This is a genomic window from Rhizobium mesoamericanum STM3625 (genome assembly GCF_000312665.1).
Taxonomy (GTDB): Bacteria; Pseudomonadota; Alphaproteobacteria; order Rhizobiales; family Rhizobiaceae; genus Rhizobium; species Rhizobium mesoamericanum.
Map to the genome: position 1 here is coordinate 3,377,270 of NZ_HF536772.1, position 24,061 is coordinate 3,401,330.

The 24,061-nt window shown below is 59.5% G+C and carries 22 protein-coding genes; 9 read left to right on the forward strand and 13 right to left on the reverse strand.

Annotated elements, in window-relative coordinates; translation table 11 throughout:
- Positions 1-145: 145 nt before the first annotated feature.
- Positions 146-1,144, reverse strand: coding sequence for a polysaccharide deacetylase family protein (locus BN77_RS16580; protein WP_007533946.1), 999 nt, complete (start codon positions 1,142-1,144; stop codon positions 146-148).
- A gap of 117 nt (positions 1,145-1,261) precedes the next feature.
- Between BN77_RS16580 and BN77_RS16585 the strand changes: the two genes are divergently transcribed.
- The 3 genes from BN77_RS16585 (at position 1,262) to der (ending at position 4,074) form a co-directional block, all read left to right on the forward strand.
- A complete protein-coding gene (locus BN77_RS16585) occupies positions 1,262-1,846 on the forward strand; it encodes an NnrU family protein (protein WP_007533947.1) in 585 nt (194 codons plus the stop codon).
- Between the two features lie 104 nt (positions 1,847-1,950).
- Complete coding sequence (locus BN77_RS16590) at positions 1,951-2,634, forward strand: tetratricopeptide repeat protein (protein ID WP_007533949.1); 684 nt, start codon at positions 1,951-1,953, stop codon at positions 2,632-2,634.
- 15 nt (positions 2,635-2,649) lie between these two features.
- Positions 2,650-4,074, forward strand: a complete 1,425-nt coding sequence (der, locus tag BN77_RS16595; RefSeq protein ID WP_007533952.1) for a ribosome biogenesis GTPase Der — start codon at positions 2,650-2,652, stop codon at positions 4,072-4,074.
- A 119-nt stretch (positions 4,075-4,193) separates the two neighbouring features.
- Here the strand turns inward: der and BN77_RS16600 are convergent, their stop codons facing one another.
- Both BN77_RS16600 and BN77_RS16605 read right to left on the reverse strand, forming a co-directional pair.
- A complete protein-coding gene (locus BN77_RS16600) occupies positions 4,194-5,360 on the reverse strand; it encodes a glycosyltransferase family 4 protein (RefSeq protein WP_085989839.1) in 1,167 nt (388 codons plus the stop codon).
- 155 nt (positions 5,361-5,515) lie between these two features.
- The gene (locus tag BN77_RS16605; protein WP_040677856.1) at positions 5,516-6,436 is read right to left on the reverse strand and encodes a sugar kinase; all 921 of its coding nucleotides are present in this window, start codon (positions 6,434-6,436) and stop codon (positions 5,516-5,518) included.
- A 158-nt stretch (positions 6,437-6,594) separates the two neighbouring features.
- Between BN77_RS16605 and BN77_RS16610 the strand changes: the two genes are divergently transcribed.
- Entirely contained in the window at positions 6,595-6,828 is a 234-nt protein-coding gene (locus tag BN77_RS16610) for a hypothetical protein (protein ID WP_007533959.1), read from the forward strand.
- A 66-nt stretch (positions 6,829-6,894) separates the two neighbouring features.
- Positions 6,895-8,544 carry a beta-galactosidase BglA gene (bglA, locus tag BN77_RS16615; RefSeq protein WP_007533961.1) on the forward strand — a complete coding sequence of 550 codons (1,650 nt, stop codon included), beginning with the start codon at positions 6,895-6,897 and terminating at the stop codon, positions 8,542-8,544.
- A 3-nt stretch (positions 8,545-8,547) separates the two neighbouring features.
- Here bglA and ade read toward each other — a convergent pair whose 3' ends face one another.
- The 8 genes from ade to BN77_RS16655 form a co-directional block, all read right to left on the reverse strand.
- Complete coding sequence (gene ade, locus BN77_RS16620) at positions 8,548-10,245, reverse strand: adenine deaminase (protein WP_007533963.1); 1,698 nt, start codon at positions 10,243-10,245, stop codon at positions 8,548-8,550.
- Positions 10,246-10,380: 135 nt separating this feature from the next.
- Positions 10,381-11,484 (reverse strand): branched-chain amino acid ABC transporter substrate-binding protein, encoded by a 1,104-nt coding sequence (locus tag BN77_RS16625; RefSeq protein WP_007533965.1) that lies wholly within the window; start codon positions 11,482-11,484, stop codon positions 10,381-10,383.
- A 254-nt stretch (positions 11,485-11,738) separates the two neighbouring features.
- Complete coding sequence (gene aptA, locus BN77_RS16630) at positions 11,739-13,067, reverse strand: omega-aminotransferase AptA (protein WP_007533967.1); 1,329 nt, start codon at positions 13,065-13,067, stop codon at positions 11,739-11,741.
- A 265-nt stretch (positions 13,068-13,332) separates the two neighbouring features.
- Complete coding sequence (locus BN77_RS16635; RefSeq protein ID WP_007533969.1) at positions 13,333-13,650, reverse strand: ArsR/SmtB family transcription factor; 318 nt, start codon at positions 13,648-13,650, stop codon at positions 13,333-13,335.
- A gap of 96 nt (positions 13,651-13,746) precedes the next feature.
- Entirely contained in the window at positions 13,747-14,499 is a 753-nt protein-coding gene (locus BN77_RS16640) for a HugZ family pyridoxamine 5'-phosphate oxidase (protein WP_007533971.1), read from the reverse strand.
- Positions 14,500-14,530: 31 nt separating this feature from the next.
- Complete coding sequence (gene choV, locus BN77_RS16645; RefSeq protein ID WP_007533973.1) at positions 14,531-15,583, reverse strand: choline ABC transporter ATP-binding protein; 1,053 nt, start codon at positions 15,581-15,583, stop codon at positions 14,531-14,533.
- Entirely contained in the window at positions 15,580-16,425 is an 846-nt protein-coding gene (choW, locus tag BN77_RS16650) for a choline ABC transporter permease subunit (protein WP_007533975.1), read from the reverse strand. Before choW ends, choV begins: the two co-directional genes overlap by 4 nt.
- Before the next feature lie 81 nt (positions 16,426-16,506).
- The gene (locus BN77_RS16655; protein WP_007533977.1) at positions 16,507-17,463 is read right to left on the reverse strand and encodes a choline ABC transporter substrate-binding protein; all 957 of its coding nucleotides are present in this window, start codon (positions 17,461-17,463) and stop codon (positions 16,507-16,509) included.
- Positions 17,464-17,699: 236 nt separating this feature from the next.
- Between BN77_RS16655 and BN77_RS16660 the strand changes: the two genes are divergently transcribed.
- The 3 genes from BN77_RS16660 (at position 17,700) to BN77_RS16670 (ending at position 20,694) form a co-directional block, all read left to right on the forward strand.
- Positions 17,700-18,302, forward strand: a complete 603-nt coding sequence (locus BN77_RS16660; RefSeq protein ID WP_007533979.1) for a thymidine kinase — start codon at positions 17,700-17,702, stop codon at positions 18,300-18,302.
- Positions 18,303-18,388: 86 nt separating this feature from the next.
- Complete coding sequence (locus BN77_RS16665) at positions 18,389-19,462, forward strand: hypothetical protein (protein WP_007533981.1); 1,074 nt, start codon at positions 18,389-18,391, stop codon at positions 19,460-19,462.
- Positions 19,463-19,569: 107 nt separating this feature from the next.
- Positions 19,570-20,694 (forward strand): DUF2333 family protein, encoded by a 1,125-nt coding sequence (locus BN77_RS16670; protein WP_007533983.1) that lies wholly within the window; start codon positions 19,570-19,572, stop codon positions 20,692-20,694.
- A 9-nt stretch (positions 20,695-20,703) separates the two neighbouring features.
- Here BN77_RS16670 and BN77_RS16675 read toward each other — a convergent pair whose 3' ends face one another.
- Together BN77_RS16675 and BN77_RS16680 are read right to left on the reverse strand one after the other, a co-directional pair.
- Complete coding sequence (locus BN77_RS16675; protein ID WP_007533985.1) at positions 20,704-21,429, reverse strand: helix-turn-helix transcriptional regulator; 726 nt, start codon at positions 21,427-21,429, stop codon at positions 20,704-20,706.
- Between the two features lie 236 nt (positions 21,430-21,665).
- The gene (locus tag BN77_RS16680; protein ID WP_007533987.1) at positions 21,666-22,205 is read right to left on the reverse strand and encodes a TIGR00645 family protein; all 540 of its coding nucleotides are present in this window, start codon (positions 22,203-22,205) and stop codon (positions 21,666-21,668) included.
- 157 nt (positions 22,206-22,362) lie between these two features.
- Between BN77_RS16680 and BN77_RS16685 the strand changes: the two genes are divergently transcribed.
- Positions 22,363-24,042, forward strand: a complete 1,680-nt coding sequence (locus BN77_RS16685) for a formate--tetrahydrofolate ligase (RefSeq protein WP_007533989.1) — start codon at positions 22,363-22,365, stop codon at positions 24,040-24,042.
- Positions 24,043-24,061 lie beyond the last annotated feature (19 nt).

The following is a 24,061-nucleotide window of genomic DNA, read 5'->3' on the forward strand; positions in this document are numbered from 1 at the left end:
AACTGGACGAGACCGGTATTTACGACGGCAAAGCGGAACCTCTGTTTGCCCAAGCTCTTCGCGTCAAGGCATAGCAAATGCCACTACAATTTGAAAGCGTATTCTGGTGAGCGCCACAGCCACTGCGAGAGGCCGTCTTGCGACATCAAAGCCCCGACGTTTGCGTCTGTTCCTGTAGCTTGCCGCGCGCCTCGATCATCGGAATCGCCTCGGAATAGCTGACGCAAGCGACGTCCGCACGGTGGCAGACATCGCTGACCAGCCGGTCGAGCGCCCGCCAGTAGGCGCCGCCATTCATCTCGACGAAGTGAAAGCCGAGTTGCAGCGGGATGCGGCTGCCCGAATATTGCTTGTCGAAGGCGTCCTTGAAGGCGGCATAGGAGCGGTCTTCGAATTCCTTGGAATCGGCCTTGTCTTCCTCACCGTTGGAGTGGCGGACGAAGAGGTTGTAGTCCATGCCTATGATCGGCTTCTCGCGCGGGCCCTCGGGAATGAGCGGCAGGCCGAAGCGGATGATGGAAGCTTCCTCGACCGGCATGGCGGGTCCTTTGGTCACCAGGCTCGCGTCATAGGTGAAGCCAGCCTTTTTCTCCGCGGCGATCATGTCTGCGCCCGGCGTCGCCGAGAGGTAGGGGGCGCGGAAGCCGTGGATGCCATGGTCGACCAGATCCTGCCAGCCCTTCGGCTCTTCGAGATCGACGCTCTTCCACGCATTTTTCAGTGTGGCATGGAATGTCGCAAATTCCTTCGACCAGTCGGCTTCGCTCCACTGGCGGCCGTCGAAGTGGCCACATGCGTGGCTGGAGATGTCGTGACCCTCGAGGTGGGCGTGCCAGATATTGCCGAGCCTCTCGCGGATCTCGTCGTCGCTTTGGGCAAAGCCGACGTTGGACTTGCCCGGCTTTTCGTGCGGCGCCTGATAGGCTTTCTTGGCCGCCTGGTTCATCAGGAAGGTGCAGGAGAGGAAATAGGTGAAATGTGCGCCGTTCTTGGCCGCAATTTCACGGCTCTTCTGCCAGAGCGCGTTGTCGTGGGCGCCGTCGAAGGAGATGATGACGAGCTGCCTCGGCTGGTCGCTGGCGCTGGCTGCGCTGGGAACAAACAAAGAAAGGGCGAGCGAGGCTTTGAAAAATGAGCGAAACATGGACACCGCGACAATTTGTTTGCGGTTTTCCTGTTACAGAAATGCGGCGAAGCTGCGGTGAGGCTGGCGTTTTTATGTTGCTCCGGCTAAGTCTCGGAAAACGCACAGGAGATCGCCATGGCATTGCTCATCGTCGGCATCATCATTTTCCTCGGGCTTCATCTTATCCGTGTGATTGCGCCCGGGTTTCGCCAGTCCATGATCGACAGTCTGGGCGAGAACGGCTGGAAAGGTGTCTATTCCGTCGTCAGCATCCTGTCCCTCATCCTGCTGATCTATGGCTTCGGCCAGGCCCGGCAGGTGACCGGTGTGCTCTACTCGCCGCCGGTCTGGATGGCGCATATCACGCTGACCTTGATGCTGCTCGCCCTGATCTGTCTGGCCGCGTCGCTATTGCCGGCGGGGCACATCGCCGTCAGGACGAAGCATCCGATGGTGTTGTCGGTGAAGATATGGGCTTTCGCGCATCTCTTGGCCAACGGCGAGACCTCTTCGGTGCTGCTGTTCGGCGCCTTTCTTGCATGGGGCGTGATTCTGCGCATTGCGCTGAAGCGCCGCGAGCGCGCAGGTGGGCTTACCCTTCGCCCATTCGTCTCAGGCAGGTACGATCTCTATGCAGTCGTCATCGGGGCTATGGCCTGGGCGCTCATCACGTTCAAGCTGCACGAGTTGTTGATTGGCGTGGCTCCGATCGTTATGTGACGATTCTTTCCAATCCCCCTTACAACTGCTGAAAAATGGGGTAGAAGGCCCCACAATGTGCGTGCAACCCGCATGCCGAAGCATATCCGCGGCCGGAGACGAGAATGGCATTCAACGACGACAGCTTCATTCGTGAAGTCAATGAGGAACTGCGTTCCGACCAGGTGAAGGGCGCATGGCGCCGGTTCGGCCGCTACCTGATCGCGCTCGCCGTCCTGATCGTTCTCGGCACCATCGGCTTCAAGGTCTATGAATATTGGGACGATAACCAGTCCTCCGGCACGGGCGACAAGTTCATCGCAGCGATGAAGCTCGCCGACGAGAACAAGCACGACGAGGCGCTGGCAGCGCTCGAGACGCTGGAAAAGGAAGGTCACGGATCCTATCCGATCCTGGCGCGGTTGCGCGCGGCCAGTGTGCTGGCGCAGAAGGGTGATACGGCAGGGGCCGTTGCCGCCTTCGACGTGATCGGCAAGGACAGCGCCGCGCCGGCAGCCGTGCGCGATGCCGCCAAGATGCGGGCTGGGTGGTTGCTGATTGAAGGGGGCACCTACGATCAGGTTTCGGCTCAGGTTGAGGAAATGGCAGTTCCCGGCAACGCCTTCCGCCACTCCGCCCGCGAAGCACTCGGCCTTGCCGCTTATAAGGCTGGCAACATGACGCAGGCGCGCCAGTGGTTTCAGGCGATCGCTGACGATGCGCAGAGCCCGCGCAATGTTGCCAATCGTGCCCAGATGATGCTTGATAACATCACCGCATCCGGCAAGGCGCCCGCCGCACAGGGCTGAATGTAAGGAATTTCAATGAGCTTTACGGTCGCCATCGTCGGTCGCCCGAATGTCGGCAAGTCGACACTTTTCAATCGCCTGGTTGGGAAGAAGCTGGCGCTTGTTGACGATACGCCGGGCGTCACACGCGACCGTCGCCCCGGCGAGGCCCGGCTGGTCGACCTGCGTTTCACCATCGTCGACACCGCCGGTCTTGAAGAGGCCCACGAAGAGAGCCTGCAGGGCCGCATGCGTGCGCAGACCGAAGCGGCGATCGATGAAGCCGATCTTTCCCTCTTCGTCGTCGATGCGAAGACCGGCCTGACACCTGTTGATACGGCGCTTGCCGAGATGCTGCGCCGTCGCGGCAAGCCTGTGGTCCTCGTGGCCAACAAGTCGGAAGCGCGTGGATCGGACGCCGGCTTCTATGATGCCTATTCGCTCGGCCTTGGTGAGCCGACGCCGATCTCGGCCGAGCACGGGCAGGGGATGCTCGACCTGCGAGACGCAATTATTGCCGCCCTCGGTGAAGAGCGCGCATTTCCGCCGAAGGAAGATGTCGCCGTCACCGACGTCGATATCCCTCAGCCGACCGGTGAGGAAGGCGAGGAAGAGGAAGAGCTGGCCTATGACGACACCAAGCCGCTGCGCGTGGCGATCGTCGGCCGCCCGAATGCCGGCAAGTCGACGCTGATCAACCGCTTCCTCGGCGAAGACCGGTTGCTGACCGGACCGGAAGCCGGCATCACGCGTGACTCGATCTCCGTGGAATGGGACTGGCGCGGTCGCACCATCAAGATGTTCGATACGGCGGGAATGCGCCGCAAGGCGAAGGTGATCGAGAAGCTGGAAAAGCTCTCCGTCGCCGACACGCTGCGCGCCATCCGCTTCGCCGAACTTGTGGTCATCGTCTTCGATGCGACGATCCCGTTCGAGAAGCAGGACCTGCACATCGTCGATCTCGTCCTTCGCGAGGGCCGGGCTGCCGTGCTCGCGTTCAACAAATGGGACATGATCGAAGAACCACAGGCTGTTCTCGCCGATCTGCGCGAAAAGACCGACCGGTTGCTGCCGCAGGCGCGCGGCATCCGCGCCGTGCCGATCTCCGGTCAGACTGGCCGCGGGCTCGACAAGCTGATGCAGTCTATCATCGATACGGACAGGGTCTGGAACAAGCGTATTTCGACCGCGCGCCTCAATCGCTGGCTGGAACAGCAGCAGGTTCAGCATCCGCCACCGGCAGTCTCCGGCCGCCGCATCAAGCTCAAGTACATGACGCAGGTGAAGGCTCGCCCGCCGGCCTTCATGATATCCTGCACGCGTTCGGACGCGCTGCCGGAGTCCTACACCCGCTATCTGATCAACGGCCTGCGCAACGATTTCGATATGCCAAGTGTGCCGATCCGCATTCATTATCGTTCGCCGGATAATCCGTACGAATCGAAGAAGAAGCGGACCTGATCGGCCCAGGCGGCTCGATCCATGGTTGCGGGCTCTGAACGCCGTTGCCGGGACACCAGAGGAGCCTAGCGCGGTCACCATTGCCAGTCGGGACCCTGACGCGTTCAACAAATAGCGGATCAGGTTCCTGATGAGATAGGCTCGGCGGGCTCGCCGGGTTTTTTCGTTCTTGGTAGCGACCTGGCGGCGAATTGCCACGCCTTTTTCCATTTTGGCGTAATCACGCCGTTGGCGGCGCGGATGTTGTTGATGAACTGCGTGGTCGCCGCTTCCCAGGAGTATTGCAGAGCGAGTTCGCGGGCTTTCTCGCGCGAGGCAGACAATGCTTCCAGGCAGGCGACCTTGAGGTCGTCGTCGAGGGCGCCGACCTCGCTATCTTCACCGATAATGTCGAGTGGGCCGGTGACCGGATAGGCGGCGACCGGAACACCGGAGGCGAGCGCCTCCAAAATTGTATTGCCGAATGTATCTGTCAGCGACGGAAAGACGAATACATCCGCCTGCGCATAAGCCTTTGCGAGGTCCTCGCCGACTTTTAGACCGGTGAAGAGCACATCTTTGTAGCGCTTCTCGAGCTCGGCGCGCGCCGGTCCATCACCCACCACGACTTTCGATCCAGGCAGGTCCAGATCCAGGAAGGCGGGCAGGTTCTTTTCCAGGGCCACGCGGCCGACCGTCATGAAGATCGGACGGGCGAGGCCGAATGGCGCATCTTCCACAGGCATCGGACGAAAATGATTGGCGTCGATGCCGCGGCTCCACGGCATCAGGTTCCGAATGCCCTTGTCGGAGAGTTCGCGTGCAAGGCTTGGGGTCGCGACCATGCAACCGGCGCCTGAGTTGTGGAACCAACGAACGAAGGCATAGAGCCAGCGCTTCGGTACGGGAAGGCGGGCCGAGACGTATTCCGGAAAGCGGGTATGGTAGCTGGTGGAGAAGGGCATTCGGTTCTTCAGGCACCAGCGCCGCGCCGTCAGCCCCAAAGGGCCTTCGGTCGCGATGTGAACGTAGGAAGGCATATGCCGTTCAATCTCGCGCGCGACGCGGCTATAGTTGGCGATCGAGAGACGAATTTCAGGGTAGGTGGGGCAAGGGATGCTGTGGAAGCCCTGCGGCGTCACCATCGCCGCCTCAATGCCCATCTTCGCCAATTCACGGTTGGTGTTCTCGATCGAACGGACGACGCCATTGACCTGCGGATGCCAGGCATCGCTGATAATAACCAGCCGTTCCATCACACAAAGCCGCGATGCGTCCCGGCTCTCGTTGCCTCCAACATCCGTCATTTGTTGCAGCAAGCCCCAATTTTATCATACCGCGCCCGCGAAAGCGGCGGCCCAACTCCGGGCGGACCCGGAGACTCGATTCCCGCGTCTGGCATTCTGGCGGTCGTCGATGATGGAAATATTACAGTCGCTTTGCGGCGATGGGTCAGTGCTGCTTATGCCTTCTTGATGCCGAGCTTTTCCCATGCAACGAGGGCGCCGTGTTCGCTGACAACGCGTCCGGCGACCTTGGCGGCAAACGCCGCTGCAGCCGGGGCATCCTTGTTCTCGAGATAGCGTGCGAGGAAGGCGCCGTTGAAGCTGTCGCCGGCGCTGGTTGTATCGACGACCGTCTTGACCTTTTCGGCGGGAACGAAGCTCTCGACGCCGTCGAAACTCAGCGTGGCCCCCTCTGCGCCGTTCTTGACCACCACGTCGGCCGCACCAAGTGTGCGATACCGCTGGATGGTTGCCTCTATCGAGATGTCGCCGAAGTGAGTTGCCTCATCATCAAAACTCGGCAGCACCAGGGAAGAGGCGCGCGCGCCTTCGCTGATCGTCGCATGCATCACGTCATAACTCGACCAGAGCCGCGGACGGATGTTGGGGTCGAAGGCAACGATCTTTCCGGCCGCCTTGGCGCGACGGACCTCGGTGAGCAAGGTATCAGCGTCGTTGCGCGACAGGATCGCAAGCGTGATGCCGGAGAAATAGATGACGTCGCAGGCTTCGATCGCCTCGCGCAAGAGCTCCGCGTCGGCCGCAAGCTGGCGGGCAGCGGAGCTATCGCGCCAGTAACTGAAGGAGCGTTCGCCGTCCTTGAGACTAATCATGTAAAGACCAGGCGCCTTGCCCTTGATGCGCCTGACAAATTCGGTGCCGATGCCCGCCTGCTTGAAGAAGGAGATCATCTCATCGGACATCGCTTCGTCGCCGAGCGCGGTAAAATACTCGACAGACCAATCCGCGGGTAGGCAGGCACGGGCGTACCAGGCAGTGTTCAGCGTATCCCCGGCAAAGCCCTTGCGCAGCAAGCCAGCACCTGCCTGCGACAGCTCAACCATGCATTCACCAATCGATAGAAAACGCCCGCTCACAGAAAGCCTCCCTGAATTTTGCTGCTTCGCTGATACGCGCAGAGCACCTTCCTGACAAGCGGCGAGCGACATCGGGCCTCAGGCTACAGGTTCGGATTGTTTGCCTCAGGGTCGCGACGCATACTGGTGCTTGCGCGCTCTATGGGAGGGGCAAGGCGATGCAGAAGATCGCAGGCTTTCTAATTGCCGCATTGCTTGGAGCATCGTCCGTCCTGTCGACCACCGCTTACGGACACGGCGGGGGCGGCAAGGGACGCAAGATCGATTGTGCTACGCTTGCCCTTATGGAGCGCAATGCCACGGGCGGCAAGCTGCCGAGCAAGGACATGAAGAAACGCGAAAAGATCAGGCGCAAGATGCAGAAGCAGGGCTGCGTGGCAGATCGCGGCTGAAGGTTGTTTTTTCTCGTTCCCGCTTTAGTGTGGGCACTATCGGACGATGCAGGAGAGGAACGGTTGATGGCGCTTGCGGACAAGACTGCGGACTGGTGGCGCGGTGCTGTCATATATCAGGTCTATCCACGCTCCTTTCAGGACACCAACGCAGATGGCCTCGGAGACCTGAAGGGCATTACCCGGAGATTGCCCTATATCGCCAGTCTCGGCGTCGACGCAATCTGGCTGTCACCCTTCTTCAAATCACCGATGGCCGATATGGGCTACGACGTCTTGGATTACTGCGACGTCGATCCGATTTTCGGCACGCTCGCTGATTTCGACGCGATGATGACGGCGGCGCACGGGCTCGGCATCAAGGTCATCATCGATCAGGTGATTTCCCATACCTCCGACCTCCATCCCTGGTTTATCGAAAGCCGTTCGAGCCGCACCAATCCGAAGGCGGACTGGTACGTGTGGGCGGATCCGAAGCCGGACGGCACCGCGCCCAACAACTGGCTCTCGATCTTCGGTGGGCCGGGATGGGAATGGGACGGCGTGCGTCGGCAATATTACCAGCACAATTTCCTCAGCTCGCAGCCTGATCTCAATTTCCACAATCCGGAGGTCCAGGAAGCAGTGCTTTCCACCGTGAAGTTCTGGCTGGACCGGGGCGTAGACGGCTTCCGCCTCGACACCGTCAACTATTACTTCTGCGACAAGCTGCTTCGCGACAACCCGCCGCATGCCCCGGACGAAACCGACGCCGGCCTCGATGCGCCGGACACGAACCCCTACGGCATGCAGAACCACCTCTATGACAAGACGCAGCCGGAGAATATCGGTTTCCTAAAGCGGTTCCGTGCGTTGCTCAACCGCTACGAGGCACGTACGACGGTCGGCGAGGTCGGTGATGGTGCACGATCGCTGAAGACCGTTGCCGCCTACACAAGCGGCGGCGACAAGCTGCACATGTGCTACACTTTCGATCTACTCGGACCCGAATTTACCGCCGCGCATATCCGCAGCTGCGTCGATGCATTCCAGAAATCGGTCGCGGACGGATGGGTCTGCTGGGCTTTTTCGAACCACGACGTCAACCGCCACGTCAGCCGATTTGCAAAGACGGAAGCGGAGCGACCAACCATCGCCAAGCTCGCCATGTCGGTCCTGGCGACGCTGCGCGGCTCGATCTGCCTCTACCAGGGTGAAGAGCTCGGCCTTCCCGAGGCCGAGCTCGCCTTCGAGGATTTGCGTGATCCCTACGGCATCCGCTTCTGGCCGGCATTCAAGGGACGCGACGGATGCCGAACGCCCATGCCCTGGGAGGCGGCGAAGGCGCATGCCGGCTTTACGACGGCGGAGAAATCGTGGTTGCCGGTGCCTTACGAGCAGGCGGCTCTTTCCGTCGATACGCAGGAGATCGATCCGCACTCCGTGCTGCATCACTACCGGCAGACGCTCGAATTCCGAAAAAGGCACCCGGCACTGCTCGACGGCACCATGGACTTCATCGGCACCAATCAGGACCTCCTGGCCTTCACGCGCGCCAAAGGAAGCGAGAAGCTGCTCTTCGTCTTCAACCTGACGCGCAAACCCGCGCAGTTCGTTCCCCCGGGGGGAATGGCAATCGGGGAGCGATTGGCAATGCCGGGCTTTGAGCGGGAAGCGGGAAGCGGTCCAATCAAACTCGCAGCGCTTGATGCGTTCTGTGCGCGGGTGGCGGGCTGAGGCTCATCCGATCAGCGCGAACTCGTCGACATCGACCATTCCGCGATCCGAGATCTTCAGGTGCGGTATAACAGGCAGTGGCAGGAAGGCGACCTGCAGGAAGGGCTCTTCCAGCGTCGTGCCGAGCGCATAGGCGGACTTGCGCAGACGATGGAGCGTGTCGCGCACTGTCTCATAAGGTTCAAGGCTCATCAGGCCGGCGACGGGCAGGGCGATCTCGCCGGTGACCTTGCCATCCTCGACCACCACGAAGCCGCCCTTGATTTCGCCGAGGCGGTTGGCAGCTAGCGCCATGTCGTCCTCGCTGACGCCGACGACGCAGATGTTGTGGCTATCATGGCCGACGGTCGAGGCGATCGCGCCCTTCTTCAGGCCGAAGCCCTGAACAAAGCCGTTGGCATGGTTGCCGTTCTTGCCGTGCCGCTCGATGACGGCGACCTTGATGATGTCGTTTCCGAGATCGACGTCGGTCTGGTTGCCTTTCACCGGCAGCCGGTAGCGGCGATGTTCCGTGATGATCTTGCCGGGGGTGACGCCGATCACCGGGGTTTCACCATCCGCGACCGGAACGCCAAACTGGGCAGCGGTGACGGGTCGAGCCTTGATGCTGTCAAGGCCGACCGGCTCGACTGGCTTGCGAGTGGCGAAGAGCTCTGCCGTTACCCGACGTCCGGCTGCAAAGACGAGAGCAGCGCGGCAGTTTTCGAGGCTGTCGATGACCACGAGGTCGGCGCGCCAGCCGGGGGCGACGAGGCCACGATCTCTCAGGCCGAAGGCGCGGGCGGCTGAAATCGATGCAGCGCGGTAAATGGCAAGCGGCTCGACGCCGTTTTTGATCGCCGTTCGGACCATGTAGTCGAGATGGCCCTGTTCGGCGATGTCGAGCGGGTTGCGGTCATCCGTGCAGAGGGAAAGATGCGGCGAAAGACGTTCGGTGATGATGGGCATCAGGGACGCGAGATCCTTCGACACGGAACCTTCGCGCACGAGTATGTGCATCCCCTTGCGGATCTTTTCCAGCGCTTCGTCAGCGCTCGTGCATTCGTGCTCGGTGCGGATGCCGGCGGCGAGATAGCCGTTGAGCTCGTTGCCCGAGAGCAACGGGGCGTGGCCGTCAATATGCTGGCCCTGGAAGGCATCGAGCTTCGCCATGCAGATGGGATCCTTGTGGATCACACCGGGGAAGTTCATGAATTCGGCAAGGCCGATCACCTTAGGATGATGGCGGAAGGGAAGGAGCCGTTCGATCGGCAGATCGGCGCCCGACGTCTCCAGATGCGTGGCGGGTACGCAGGAGGAGAGCTGGACGCGAATGTCCATGATCGTTTCGAGCGAGGAATCCAGAAAATACTGAATGCCTTCGGTGCCGAGAACGTTGGCGATCTCGTGCGGGTCGCAGATGGCGGTCGTCACTCCATAAGGCAGAACACAGCGGTCGAACTCGTGCGGGGTCACCAGCGACGACTCGATATGGAGATGCGTGTCGATGAAGCCGGGGACCACGATCTTTCCCGAGATGTCGATTTCGGTTTCGCCAGCGTAGTTGCCGCATGTGCCGACGACGCGGTCCTGGCTGATCGCAACATCCGACGCCACAAGTTCCCCGGTCACGAGATCGAAGAAACGTCCACCTTTCAGCACGATATCAGCCGGCAGGCGGCCTGTTCCCTGGTCGATAAGGCGTTCGAGCTTGGCGGTCATGGGCATCCCCGTTCTGGCGTTTTACCACTTATAACCCATGTGTCTGACAAAGCGAGATCGGCTCGCCGCAGGTCCATAAACGAAAACCGGGCGCCCCAGAGGAACGCCCGGTGATCAAGTCGGGAGATCGAATGCTTATTCTGCCGGAACGATCTTGCCGCCTTCCCACTTGTAGAGCGCAAAGCTCTGCGAGGTCAGGTCGCCGGTCTCGCCGTAGGTCAGCTTGCCGATTGCGGTCGGAATCGGCTCGCCGCCCTTCAGCGACTTGGCAACCGCTTCGGAATCCTCGGCGCTGCCTGCCTTCTCGATGCCTGCCTTCAGCACTTCGACTGCGGCATAGGCGTTGAGCGTGAAGGCTTCGGCCGGGATGCCCTTGGCCTTCAGCGCGTCGGCTGCTGCCTTGGAGTCCGGGCTCTTGGTTGCGTCCACGGCGTTGGTGAAGATCGTGCCGCCGGCTGCGTCGGTGCCAATGTTCCAGAACTCGCTGTTGGAGAGGCCATCGCCGCCGATGATCGTCGCCTTGACGGAGAGGTCATGCAACTGGCGCGCCAGCAGGCCGCCTTCCGGGTGATAGCCGCCGAAATAGACGACATCGACGTTCTCAGCCTTGAGGCGGGTGGTGAGCGCGCTGAAGTCCTTGTCGCCAGGGGTCAGCGAGTCGTCGAGGACTTCCTTCATGCCGCCGGCATTCAGCGTGGCCTTGAAGGCATCCGCCAGACCTTTGCCGTAGGCGCCCTTGTCGTTGATGATCGCGACGCGCTTGTCCTTGAAGTTCTTCAGAACGTAGTTGGCGGCGACTTCGGCCTGCTGGTCGTCACGACCGCAGGTGCGCAGGACGTTGGCGAGGCCACGCTTGGTGAGATCGGGAGCGGTTGCCGTCGGGGTGACCATCAGGACGCCGTTTTCGGCGAGAACGTCGGAAGCCGGGATTGCGACACCCGAGGTGACCGGGCCGACGACGAAGTGGATGCCGTCGCCGACGAGCTGGTTTGCGGCCGAAACGCCCTGCTTGGGTTCGCCCGCATCGTCAGCATATTTGAGAATGACTTTCTCGCCGAGGATGCCACCCTTCTTGTTCAGCTCGTCAACAGCGGCCTGCGCGCCATTCTTCACCTGATCGCCATAGGCGGCAACCGGGCCGGTCAGCGGCGCGATGAGGCCGATGGTGATATCTGCATGGGCGAGCGGCGCAAAGGCAAGCGAGGCGACAAGGGCCGCCGACAAAGTCTTCAGACTCATTTTCTTTCTCCTTGGGTGGGTTCCAAACCCGCGACGTAAGTACCGCAGCGGTGAGCCCAGATCGCACAACAGCCCTTGCGGGATGCGCCAAGAGGCGATCAGCGGCCGCGCGGCCAAAGCATCCGCCTGCCATGTTTGGCTTCGGCGGGTGCGTAGGAAGTTTCTTAGGAATTTAGCGCGGATTTCGCAAGAAGATAAAGAAATAGGGCCCTCTTTTGCCTGTTTTGGCAAAAACGGGCCCGAAAACGCGTCGTTTAGATGTTGTTTTGCAGAATTTCGCGCAGTTTTCCGAAGAGTTCGTCGATGTGGTGTTTCTCGATGATCAGCGGCGGCGAGAGCGCGATGATATCGCCGGTCGTGCGGATCAGCAGGCCCTTTTCATAGGCCTTTAGGAAGGCGGTGAAGGCGCGCTTGGTCGGCTCGCCAGCGATCGGGTCGAGCTCTATGGCGCCGATCAGGCCGGTGTTCCTGATATCGATGACATTCGGGCAATCCTTCAAGGAATGCAGCGCATCGGCCCAGTAGTCGGAGAGTTCCGCGGCGCGCGTCAGAAGGCCTTCTTCCTTGTAGGTGTCGAGCGTGGCAAGTGCGGCCGCCGAGGCGATCGGATTGCCGGAATAGGTATAGCCGTGGAAAAACTCGATCATGTGCTCCGGGCCGCTCATGAACGCATCGTGGATCTCTGCGGTCACGAAGACCGCGCCCATCGGAATGACGCCGTTGGTCAGGCCCTTTGCGGTGGTGATCATGTCAGGCTTGACGTCGTAATACTGCGCGGCGAACGGGGCGCCAAGGCGGCCGAAGCCGGTGATGACTTCGTCGAAGATCAACAGGATGCCGTGCTTGGTGCAGAGTTCGCGGAGCTTCTGCAGATAGCCCTTCGGCGGGATCAGGACGCCGGTCGAACCGGCGATCGGCTCGACGATGACAGCCGCAATGGTCGAAGCGTCGTGCAGGGTGACGATACGCTCAAGCTCGCTCGCCAGATCACCGCCATGCTCGGGCTGGCCGCGGGTGAAGGCGTTCTTGCCCGGCTGATGGGTGTGCGGCATGTGATCGACGCCGGTCAGCAGGGTACCGAACATCTTGCGGTTGGAGACGATGCCGCCAACGGAAATGCCGCCGAAATTGACGCCATGATAGCCGCGTTCGCGGCCGATCAGGCGGAAGCGCGAGCCGTTGCCCTTCACGCGATGATAGGCGAGGGCGACCTTCAGCGCCGTTTCGACCGATTCAGACCCCGAATTGGTGTAGAGAACGTGATCCATGCCTTCCGGCGCGATGTCGACAAGGCGGTTCGCCAGTTCGAAGGCCTTGGGATGGCCAAGCTGGAAGGCCGGGGCATAGTCGAGTTCGCCGGCCTGTTCGCGGATCGCCTCGGTGATTTTCGGCCGGCAGTGTCCGGCATTGACGCACCAGAGGCCGGCGGTGCCATCAAGCACCTGACGGCCGTCATGGGTCTGGTAGTACATGTCCTTGGCGCTGACAAAGAGGCGCGGCTCCTTCTTGAACTGGCGGTTCGCCGTGAAGGGCATCCAAAAGGCCCGCAGGTCGTTTGGAGTGGTATTGAGGCGGTTGGACATGCTGTTCTCCATGGCCGTTTCGGAGGCCGTTCCCGGTATTGACTGAGGCGGATTTTTACTGCCCGGTCAAATTATCAGCGCTTCTCCGGTCGTCAAGCCGTGGACGTTGTCGTCGGGCCATCGTAGCGGCGGAGGGCGTGAAAAAAATAGACCGGCATTCCTGCCGGTCTAGGAGTATACAGACGTACTGAAATAAGGTGCCGCACTATTCCGGGCGCATTCCTCGGCAGTGCGGCTTATAGGCCGACATTATGTCAGCGCATCCTTACGCCGCAGATTTGGCGCGGCTTTGAACACCATAGATGTCAGTGAGAGCTTCGAGGATCTTGAGAACCGGCTCGGAATTGCTTGAGTAGTAGATGGTCTGGGCGTCGCGGCGCGTCTTTACCAGTTTCTGGGCGCGCAGCTTGGACAAGTGCTGCGAGAGAGCGGACTGGCTGAGGCCGACTTCTTGAGCCAGCGCACCGACCGGGATTTCGCCCTTGACGAGGTTGCAGAGAATGAGAAGCCTTTTCGGATTTGCCATCGCCGACAAAAGGGCAGCGGCAACGTTTGCATTGGCGGTTAAATCGATTGTGTCCATATCTTCTTTCCGATGTGAAACTAATTTCAAAAGCGCATGTTCCCGCTCAATGCCGGACGGCGGAAACTATCAATACCGCGTCAAGATTGTATATAGCTAAATTTCAGGTATTGCGTATTTTATGTTACGTATATGTGAATGAACGTCGTCGACACCCTGCGCAACGGTATCGAATTCGCATCGCAGAAGCAAATCACCCGAAATCAGATCGAAACCGGCGCAATCCACTCCACAAATGCGCCAATCGCCGTCGCCGGCCTTCAGTCCCGCTGCGGCCGTCGTTGCGAGATCTGGACGCTCAGCTAGCAATTCTTGCACTATCGCGTCGGCTTTCGCCGCTACGGCTTTGTTGCCAGGAGATCGAATCGTCAGGTCATCGCCTTCCAGAATATAGGCGCGACCAAAACCGCCATTGAGGCTTGCTGACCGCGGCACAAGTCGGAAGAAACGGAAGTCGGGAAAGTCGATGTAGAGCTTCGCCTTGGCGTGGCGGTTGAGGAAACGGCTGCGTATCCGGGCGTGGATCTCGCTGTCGCGCTCGACCGGTTCGGCCAGGCATTGGGTCGTCAGGCGCGCATAGGCAAGCGGATCGCCCTTGCCGGGCTCCCCGGTTAAAAGCGAGGCGCGGCGGTCGGCATCGAGCGCGCGGGTATGCGTTGACAGACCTGAGACGAGAATGACGGGAACGCCATCGATGTCGGTGCCGAGGAGAACCCGGCTGGCGAAGGGGAAGCCGTTTTCGGGATCGAGAACGGCGATTGCGGCATAACGTGCGGAGCGGAGAAGCGTGCGAGCGAGCTTGCGGGCTTCTCCGTCCGTTTCCCTGAGAACGGAAGCTTGATCTTTCATGTCCACTTTGTGGCGGAAGCGGGCGGCGGGATCAAGCCTCTTCTTTGCGTCGATGCTGTGTCAGACCTTCGACGACGTCTTGCGCCGAAATGGTGCCGACGATCGCGCCGTTTTCGACAACCCCAATGCTGCCAGGTTGGCGTGAAAGGGCATCGAGGATATCGATGAGCGGCGTTTCGGCTCGTGCCGTGCCACTGACGCTGGCGCCTGCGGCGGCGTGACCGAGACCGGTCTGCATCACGTCTCGCGCCGTCAGCATGCTGATCGGGTTCATGTGCTGCACGAAGTCGGCGACGTACTGGTCGGCAGGGTTCTTGACGATCTCCTGCGGCGTGCCGCACTGGATGATGCGTCCACCTTCCATGATGGCGATCCGGTTGCCGATGCGGAAGGCTTCGTCGAGATCGTGGCTGACGAAGAGGATGGTCTTCTTCAGGCGCCGTTGGAACTCGAGAAGCTCATCCTGCAGGCGTGTGCGGATCAGAGGATCGAGCGCCGAGAACGGCTCGTCCATCAAAAGGATCGGCGCACCGGTCGCAAAGGCGCGGGCAAGGCCAACGCGCTGTTGCATACCGCCGGACAGCTCGTTGACTTTGCGGTCGGCCCATTTGGTCAGATTGACAAGCTCGAGCTGTTCGCCAACGCGCTTCTTGCGTTCGGCTTCCGGCATACCCGCGAGCTCGAGGCCGAAGCCGACATTCTCCGCCACGGTGCGCCATGGCAACAGCGCGAACTGCTGGAAGACCATCGACACGGTATGCATGCGCAGATCGCGTAAGCCTTTCGCGGTGGTCTTGTAAGGATTACAGAGACCGTTCGGCGTTGCCACCGAAACTTCGCCGCGCACGACGGGCGCGAGCCCGTTGACGGCTCGCAGCAGGGTCGACTTGCCGGAGCCCGAAAGACCCATAAGGACGAGAATCTCGCCTTCCTGGACGGAGAGCGAGGCGTCCGCGACGCCGAGAACAAGGCCGGTCGCAGCACCGATCTCGTCGCGGTTCTTACCCTGATCGGCCAGAGCGAGAGCGTTTTCCGGCTTGTCGCCGAAGACGATGCTGACATTGTTGAAGTGAACCGCTGTCATACGCCATCTCCTTCGCCCGCCGTGCGGAACATTCGGTCAAGAATGATCGCGAGGATGACGATGCAGAGGCCTGCCTCGAAACCCTTGGCGACATTGACGGTATTCAATGCGCGAACCACCGGAACGCCGAGACCGTCAGCGCCAACGAGTGCGGCGATCACAACCATGGACAACGACAGCATGATCGTCTGCGTCAGGCCCGCCATGATCTGTGGCATGGCATAGGGAAGCTCGACCTTGCGCAAGACCTGCATCGGTGTGGCGCCGAAGGATTCGGCAGCTTCGACCAGGGAAGGTGGCGTCGAAATAATGCCGAGACGGGTGAGGCGAATGGGTGCGGGGATCGCGAAGATGACGGTTGCGATCAGGCCAGGCACCATGCCGAGACCGAAAAGGATAAGAGCTGGAATCAGATAGACGAATGTCGGAATGGTTTGCATCAAGTCGAGTATCGGCCGCAGCGCGGAATAGACCCAGGCGCGCCGAGCAGCCGCGATGCCAAGCGGAATGCCGACGATCATGCTGACGAATGTGGAGGCGAGAACCAGTGCCAGCGTCTCCGTCGTTTCCTTCCAGTAACCTTGGTTCATGATGAACAGGAGCCCAAGACCGGTAAAGAGCGCAACGACGATCGAGCGGCGGAGCCAGTAGGCGATCGCGCTGATCCCAAGCACGACGATCAACGGATGTGGCTTCTGCAGAACGAAAAGCAGGCCGCTGATGACGTGCGCGAGAACGAAGGCAAGCTGGTTGAAGAACCAATCGGCGTTCGAAGTCAGCCAATCCACGAAAGCTTTCGCCCATGCGCCAATGGGAATTTTAACGTCGGTGATCCAGTTCAAGGGCTCGCCTATCCAGAAAGAAACAACAACAATTGCGATGATAACGGGAGCGGGGCGGTTTAAGCTACCCCGCTTTCGATATCAGAGACCGAGGCTTTTCTTGACGGCCGGGAGGCCATCGCCGCTGCCGTCGCGCGTCTTCACGCCGGCGAGCCACGGTTCCAGTGCGGACGGATTGGCTTTCAGCCATTCCGAGGCAGCCTTTTCCGGCTCTTCGCCATCGTTCAGGATCTTGCCCATGATCTGGTTTTCCATCTTAAGCGAGAACACCATGTTCTTGAGCAAGGCGCCGACGTTCGGGCATTCGGCAAGGTAACCCGCACGAACGTTGGTGAAGACCTTGGCTCCTCCGAAGTCCGGCCCGAAGATGTCGTCGCCGCCGGTCAGATAGGTAAGCTTGAAGTTGTCGTTCATCGGATGGGGTTCCCAGCCGAGGAAGACGACCGGCTTGCCTTCCTTCTCCGTGCGGGCGACTTGCGCCAGCATGCCTTGCTCGGACGATTCAACAAGTTCCATGCCCTTGAGGCCGAAGGTGTTCTTGTCGATCATGTCCATGACGAGGCGGTTGCCGTCGTTGCCGGGCTCGATCCCGTAGATCTTGCCGTCGAGTTCGTCCTTATGAGCGGCAATGTCCTTGAAATCCTTGATGCCGAGCTCAGCGCCCTTGGCGTTTGTCGCCAACGTGTATTTTGCGCCGACGAGGTTCGGGCCGAAGGATTCAACCGACTTGTCGTCGAGGAAAGGGCGAACGTCCTTTTCCTGCGTCGGCATCCAGTTGCCGAGGAAGATGTCGATGTCCTTGTTCTTCAGCGACTGGTAGGTAACCGGCACGGAGAGAACCTTGACGTCGGGGGTGTAGCCAAGACCCTTCAGGACGACTGCTGCGGTTGCGGTGGTGGAGGTGATATCCGTCCAGCCGACGTCCGAAAAATGGACGGTGGAGCAGCTGTCCGGGTCTGCTGCGAATGTTGCCGTTGCGACGGAAAGGGCAGCAACTGCGGTGGCAGTAATCAGTTTGGATGCGCTTGTTATTTTCATTTATAGACTCCCAGTCTTACGTTCCCAAGCCAATCACCAATAGCCGAGTTTTACAAGCGACTTGAGTGTGTTTGCGCCGCATTGCAGTACCCGATTGCGACGTCTGGTCATTTTTCCCGAATGCCGAATTTTCAAGGGTTTTGCCGATTTTCGAACGTGAATTTCCTGTGATTATCGAGAGGAGGCACTTTTCTTCGCAGTTTCTAACTTCCAAGAAGCGAAAGACGGAGAAAACGATGGCAAAACTCTATTTTAACTACTCGACCATGAACGCCGGCAAGTCGACGATGCTACTGCAGGCCTCCTATAACTACGAGGAGCGTGGCATGCGTGTCGTTTTGCTGATCGCGGCCTTCGACGAGCGCGCCGGAAAGGGGATCATCGGCTCGAGGATCGGGCTCCAGGCGAGCGCCATCGCCTTCGAACCAGAAGCGGATTTGCAGGCCTTGATCGGCGAACTTGGCAAGGTGGGGGAGCCAATCGCTTGCGTCTTCGTCGACGAAGCTCATTTCATGACACGCGAACATGTCTGGCAGCTTGCCCGGATCGTCGACCGGATGAACATTCCGGTCATGGTTTACGGCCTGAGAACCGATTTCCAGGGAAAGCTGTTTCCGGCGTCCGAGGAACTCCTCGCGATCGCCGACGAGATGCGCGAAGTGCGGACCATCTGCCATTGCGGACGTAAGGCGACGATGGTGGTGCGTCTCGACGCGGAGGGAACGGTGCTGCGCGAGGGTGCGCAGATCGACGTCGGGGGTAATGAAAAGTACGTATCGCTCTGCCGGCGCCATTGGGATGATGCCATGAACGGGCAATGGCTCGCCGAAGCGGTCTGAGCATTCCTCAAATCGATTCCGGTTTCTCAGTTTGTGCGTTAGTTTCGCAATAACCGATTCATGACCGATTTGATGGAGGCGTCCCGGTGCGCAAGCCTTTCTCCTTCGACACCGAGCTGGATGCGGCGCGCGCGCTTGTCGAACAGTTGCGTCTTGAAGCCAGGGTCTGCGTCGATTTCGTCGGCGAGTTTGCACGCCAGGGTGCGGCCGTCGACGATGAACGCTTCCTTGTCGAGAACGGCCGTTTCCTGGCGTTTGTCACAAACGGCGCGAGCCTGACCAATCTTCTTGCAGAACTCGTATCTTTCCTCGACGCGATGACGGTTAAGGTTTCGGCGGATCTCGACGGTTTCCGGGGCCTCACGACGGGCGAGAAATTCATCGGTCGCTTCTCGCGTCAGCGGATGTGGCGTCGCCATGGCGCGCGGGTGCGCGCCGCCCCTGTTGTGGAGCGGCTGCGCGATCTTCTGGTGAAGTCGAACGAAACCGCTGCCGTCATTGCGAGTTACCGGACAATCGCGATCGACTTTCACAAGTTGGGCGAACATCGGTTGATCGGTGTTGTCGAGCAGCGCCGTCGGCTTGTCGACAGGATCGATCTGGCCCGCCTTCGCATTCGGGAATTGAACGCCAAGGCGCTGACGACGCAAGGCAGGATAGGCCTTTATGGGAGTAGGGCTGAATGGGAGCGCATGGAAGAAGAGCGGCGCGCTCTGAAGAGCGAAGCCGACCGCGTTGCCGACGAAGAACATGGAATGCGCGAGGACAGCCAGCGCCGCGAGCGCTTTATCAATCTCTTCCAAGTCTTCGTCGACGCGCTGAATGCCCAGGTTGGTCAATGCAATGCCCTGACGCGCAAGATGGTGATCGATACTGAAGAGCGGCTGCTGATCTATCAGGCACAGGTGGACACCGACATCCCTGGGTCAAAGGTCCAGATTTCAGCGGACCTCTTTCCAGCAATCGCCGGTCCGATTGAATTGTTTGAACGCAATATGCTGGTGCCGCAGGAACTGGAGCATCGCAAGAGGGCCGCCGACGCCGTCTTCGCGAATAAGTTCGAGGCCTTCCGGCAGGATCCCGAGGAAAGCGCGCGCGGAGCGATCGTCGATACGACAAAAATGTCCAGGCGTCTGCGCTTGCGTTTTCTCAGATCCTAGCCTCGCGCCGAAGAAACAATAATAATCAGCACGATATTGTCCTTCGAAAAGCAAGCGCATATGTCAGTGCCCAGACAATGTTCGTCCGTCATGACAAGGAGAAGACGATGCTCGACCAGATCGCCGGGTTTTTCAGGTTGATCGGCCGGACCATCGCACGCGGGGCGCGGATCTTCTTTGCCTGGGCTTTCTGGCCATTTATCGCCGCCCGCGGCTGGTATGTTAAGCGGACCTGGATGGTGCGCTTGCCAATCCTTGGATTGGTCGGGTTGCTTGCGATTCTCTATTGCTATTTCATCTGGCAGACCCAGGTTTGGTCCGGCTTTAACCCGTCCTTCGTGAGTGAATACAAACTTTCTGAACGCAAGGTTGCCGCCGGACAGGAACTGCCGTCAACGGACGTCGCGGCTACGGCCAAGACTTGCCAGCGCTCGGCCATTGTCGATGTCGCGGCCGACCTGACGGACTTCAACGTCAACCAGAATGCATGGATATCATCCATGCTCCTTTATCGTCTCGGCTTCTTCGGGATCGACTGGGATCACACGCCGTTTCTCGACAACAAGGCGTCGTTTCAGCGTGGCGTGAACCAGGCTGTCCGCCGCACCTCGATCGAACTTGTCGATACGCTTGGGCGCGTGCGTGGAACGTCGGGGATCAACAACGATCTGCAGAAGGCGCGCGGCAACCTGCAGTTCGATGAATACAGCTGGTATTTCGGACTGGATCCGTTCGGGCCGAAAACGCCGACGCCAAGCTATTATCGCTCTGCTCTCGAAAGCCTGCGCAAGTTCAATACTGACCTAGCCGCCTGCAATGCGATCTTCGATGGCCGCGCTGATAACCTGATCCAGTTCATCGACCGTATCGCCAACGATCTCGGCAGCACCTCCGATGTCCTTGCCGACCGTTCGCAGAACCATCACCGCGGCTGGTTCGATACACGCGCGGACGATCGCTTCTGGTTCGCATACGGTCAGCTCTATGCTTACTATGCAATTCTTGTTGCAGCCCAGTCCGACTTCTCTCAAGTTGTGGCCGAGCGCAATCTGGGCGCGATTTTTGCTGCGACAACGAGGCAGTTTCAGGCCGCGTTGCGGATCCAGCCCGCAATCATTTCCAATGGTCGCGAGGACGGATGGATCATGCCGAGCCATTTGGCGACGATGGGCTTCTACATTCTTCGTGTCCGCTCGAACCTCGTCGAAATTCGCTCGGTGCTCGATCGCTAGGCGGCTTGTTCAGTTGATCAGTTTCATCCGGATCGCCTTGGCAACAAGTTGCGTTCGGTTGACACAGTCGAGCTTTCTGATGGCGCTCGTCATGTAGGCGTTCACCGTGTGATCCGACAGCGAAAGGATCTGGCCGATTTCGATCGACGTTTTTCCTTGTGCCGTCCAGCGAATGACTTCGCGTTCGCGAGCAGAAAGTGGCACGTGCTCTGTGGGCGTCGATTTCTTTATGCGGTTAAAGGCGTCGAGCAGGTGGAGTGTCACCACCGTCACTTCGTTGAGTTCGCTTTGGCTTAGTAAAGGCCGGTCGCCGCCCAACCAGAACAGAACGCGTTCGCCGTCCCCGGTGTAACCGGGCACGACCACGCTTGTCGGGATATTGAACGCGCGCAGCAGCTTGCTCAACTCATCAGGGAAAACATTTGTTGTGGCGCTATCGGAAAGGGCCCAACCGCGCGGTAGACAAGACGCGCCCATCCCGGCTGCGAGCATGGGAGAACGCATGATTTTGGCGCGGTCGAACTGGCTGAAGTATGCTGAGGGAAGAGACGTTTCGATAACGAGGGCCTGGAGAAGAATGCTCTCTGGAGCAGGGGCATACATCAAGGTCAAATGCAGGAAGCCGTAGGCGCGCGCTACTCTGACGAGAACGTCTGCGAATTCGGCCCTCGTATTGGCAGTTGAGATCTCCGTGGCAAGAGACATCTGCCTATCGGAGGTAGTCATGTAAGACATCAATGCGTCCCTGCTTACCTTCATTTCAGCGCAATAGAATATGCAAACTGATATATTTGCTAGTGCGAAACGGTGCGGCGCGCAGTGATTAATTTCAAATGTATTACTTTAACCACAGGGATCGGCTTATGGTTGCGTTTGCCTTTGTTCGAAACGCAACCCAAGGAGATGGTACCCGCATCACCTGGATGCGGGTACGATAGGACGGGCAGCAGTGTCCGGATAAAATGGCGGGATCAGGCACGCCTGCGAATCATATCGTCGCCGGGTTTTGGCGCCGCCTCTGATTTTTTTGTCAGCTGCTCGAGGATGCCGAGCATGACCGCTGAGACGACGAATGCCAGATGCATGGCGGTCAGCCACATGATCTTGCTGTCCGTATATTGCTCGGTGTTCAAGAATACTTGCAGCAGGTGGATCGACGAAATTGCCACGATCGAGGAGGCGACCTTGATCTTGAGGCTTCCGGCGTCGAGCTTGCCTATAAAGGAAATGTCGGCCTCTGCCTCGTCAAAGCGGCTGACGAAGTTCTCATAGCCGGAGATCATCACCATGACGATAAGACTTGCGACGAGAGCAGCATCGATAAGGCCGAGCATCGCCAAGATCATTTCACTTTCGTCGAGGATGAACACTCCACCGGCGATCTTCAGGAATTTATAACCGAAAGCGACGGCATAAATGGCGAGTGCCAGGGCGAGCCCAACATAGAAAGCAACGAGTATCCAGCGGCTCGAAAGGATGATGCGCTCGACGACGAGTTCGAATGATTTCATGTTTTGTCCTCACAACGTGCAGAATAGGTTTCCGACGAATAGGGCCCTGGACAAGACTGGGCAACCAGTGCGCTATTCACAGTCCTGGCATATTTCGCTATCTCGTTGAAACAAATATGGCTCGGATCGAGCATAAAGGACAGCGGGTGAAACGGGGATGGCAGTACACAAATCCGACATCGAGATTGCGCGCGCGGCCGAGAAAAAGCCGATCTTCGAAATCGGCGCGAAGCTTGGTATTCCGGCCGGGCAGTTGGCGCCGTATGGGCATGACAAGGCCAAACTCAGCGCGCAATTCATCGCCGCGCAGGCAGAGAAGCCCGATGGCAAGCTGATCCTGGTCACGGCCATCAATCCGACCCCAGCCGGTGAGGGCAAGACGACGACGACCGTCGGTCTGGGCGACGGGCTGAACCGGATCGGCAAGAAGGCGATCGTCTGCATCCGCGAGGCTTCGCTTGGACCCTGTTTCGGCGTGAAGGGCGGCGCGGCCGGCGGCGGTTATGCGCAAGTCATCCCTATGGAAGACATCAACCTGCATTTTACCGGCGATTTCCACGCGATCACGTCGGCCCACAATCTGCTCGCCGCGATGGTCGACAATCACATCTATTGGGGCAACGAGCAGGACATCGATCTGAGGCGCGTCACGTGGCGTCGCGTGATGGACATGAACGATCGGGCCCTGCGCGAGATGGTCTCTTCACTTGGCGGCGTGGCCAACGGCTTTCCCAGGCAGAACGGCTTCGATATCACCGTCGCTTCCGAGGTGATGGCGATTCTTTGCCTCGCCGAGGATCTCGAGGATCTGGAGGAACGCCTCGGCAACATCATCATTGGCTACCGTCGCGACAAGTCGGCCGTTTCTGCCCGTGACCTGAAGGCGGACGGGGCAATGGCGGTTCTCCTGAAGGACGCCATGCAGCCGAACCTCGTCCAGACGCTGGAAAACAATCCCGCCTTCGTGCACGGCGGGCCGTTTGCCAATATTGCCCATGGCTGCAACTCGGTTATCGCCACGAAAACGGCGTTGAAGCTCGGCGACTATGTCGTGACCGAAGCAGGCTTCGGGGCGGATCTCGGGGCAGAGAAGTTCTTCGACATCAAGTGCCGCAAGGCTGGACTGAAGCCGGATGCGGCTGTCATCGTTGCGACGGTGCGTGCGCTCAAGATGAATGGCGGGGTGAAGAAGGACGACCTTGGAACCGAGAATGTTGCCGCACTGAAGAAGGGCTGCTCCAATCTCGGTCGCCATATCGCCAATGTTCGCAAGTTCGGCGTTCCCGTCGTCGTCGCCATCAATCACTTTGTCTCGGATACGGACACGGAGATTGCAGCGGTCAAAGAATATGTCTCGCGCCTGGGAGCGGAGGCGATCCTCTGCCGGCACTGGGCCGAGGGTTCTGCTGGGATCGAGGAGCTCGCCTACAAGGTGGTCGAACTCGCGGAATCGGGGCAGTCGAGATTTGAGCCTCTCTATCCCGACGATGTGCCCTTATTCGAGAAGATCGAGATCGTGGCTTCGAAGATCTATCATGCAGGGGAGGTGACCGCTGACAAGGCGGTGCGCGACCAACTACTGGCCTGGGAGGAACAAGGCTACGGGCACCTGCCGGTTTGCATGGCGAAGACACAATACTCCTTTTCGACCGACCCGAACCTGCGGGGTGCGCCGGAAGGGCATATCGTGCCGGTTCGCGAAGTGCGCCTCTCGGCTGGCGCCGGCTTCGTCGTCGCCATTACTGGCGAGATCATGACCATGCCCGGCTTGCCGAGATCGCCTTCCGCCGAGCGGATATTCCTGAATGATCAGGGTTATATTGAGGGACTGTTTTGAATCTCTCCGCAACGCGGGG

Coding starts and splice junctions, on each gene's coding strand:
- BN77_RS16580 (WP_007533946.1), bottom strand. CDS start 1,144: ATGTTTCGCTCATTTTTCAAAGCCTCGCTCGCCCTTTCTTTGTTTGTT.
- BN77_RS16600 (WP_085989839.1), bottom strand. CDS start 5,360: ATGACGGATGTTGGAGGCAACGAGAGCCGGGACGCATCGCGGCTTTGT.
- BN77_RS16590 (WP_007533949.1), top strand. CDS start 1,951: ATGGCATTCAACGACGACAGCTTCATTCGTGAAGTCAATGAGGAACTG.
- bglA (WP_007533961.1), top strand. CDS start 6,895: ATGGCGCTTGCGGACAAGACTGCGGACTGGTGGCGCGGTGCTGTCATA.
- BN77_RS16670 (WP_007533983.1), top strand. CDS start 19,570: ATGCTCGACCAGATCGCCGGGTTTTTCAGGTTGATCGGCCGGACCATC.
- BN77_RS16685 (WP_007533989.1), top strand. CDS start 22,363: ATGGCAGTACACAAATCCGACATCGAGATTGCGCGCGCGGCCGAGAAA.
- der (WP_007533952.1), top strand. CDS start 2,650: ATGAGCTTTACGGTCGCCATCGTCGGTCGCCCGAATGTCGGCAAGTCG.
- BN77_RS16635 (WP_007533969.1), bottom strand. CDS start 13,650: ATGGACACAATCGATTTAACCGCCAATGCAAACGTTGCCGCTGCCCTT.
- BN77_RS16680 (WP_007533987.1), bottom strand. CDS start 22,205: ATGAAATCATTCGAACTCGTCGTCGAGCGCATCATCCTTTCGAGCCGC.
- aptA (WP_007533967.1), bottom strand. CDS start 13,067: ATGTCCAACCGCCTCAATACCACTCCAAACGACCTGCGGGCCTTTTGG.
- BN77_RS16640 (WP_007533971.1), bottom strand. CDS start 14,499: ATGAAAGATCAAGCTTCCGTTCTCAGGGAAACGGACGGAGAAGCCCGC.
- BN77_RS16660 (WP_007533979.1), top strand. CDS start 17,700: ATGGCAAAACTCTATTTTAACTACTCGACCATGAACGCCGGCAAGTCG.
- ade (WP_007533963.1), bottom strand. CDS start 10,245: ATGACCGCCAAGCTCGAACGCCTTATCGACCAGGGAACAGGCCGCCTG.
- BN77_RS16675 (WP_007533985.1), bottom strand. CDS start 21,429: ATGTCTTACATGACTACCTCCGATAGGCAGATGTCTCTTGCCACGGAG.
- choV (WP_007533973.1), bottom strand. CDS start 15,583: ATGACAGCGGTTCACTTCAACAATGTCAGCATCGTCTTCGGCGACAAG.
- BN77_RS16655 (WP_007533977.1), bottom strand. CDS start 17,463: ATGAAAATAACAAGCGCATCCAAACTGATTACTGCCACCGCAGTTGCT.
- BN77_RS16610 (WP_007533959.1), top strand. CDS start 6,595: ATGCAGAAGATCGCAGGCTTTCTAATTGCCGCATTGCTTGGAGCATCG.
- BN77_RS16585 (WP_007533947.1), top strand. CDS start 1,262: ATGGCATTGCTCATCGTCGGCATCATCATTTTCCTCGGGCTTCATCTT.
- BN77_RS16625 (WP_007533965.1), bottom strand. CDS start 11,484: ATGAGTCTGAAGACTTTGTCGGCGGCCCTTGTCGCCTCGCTTGCCTTT.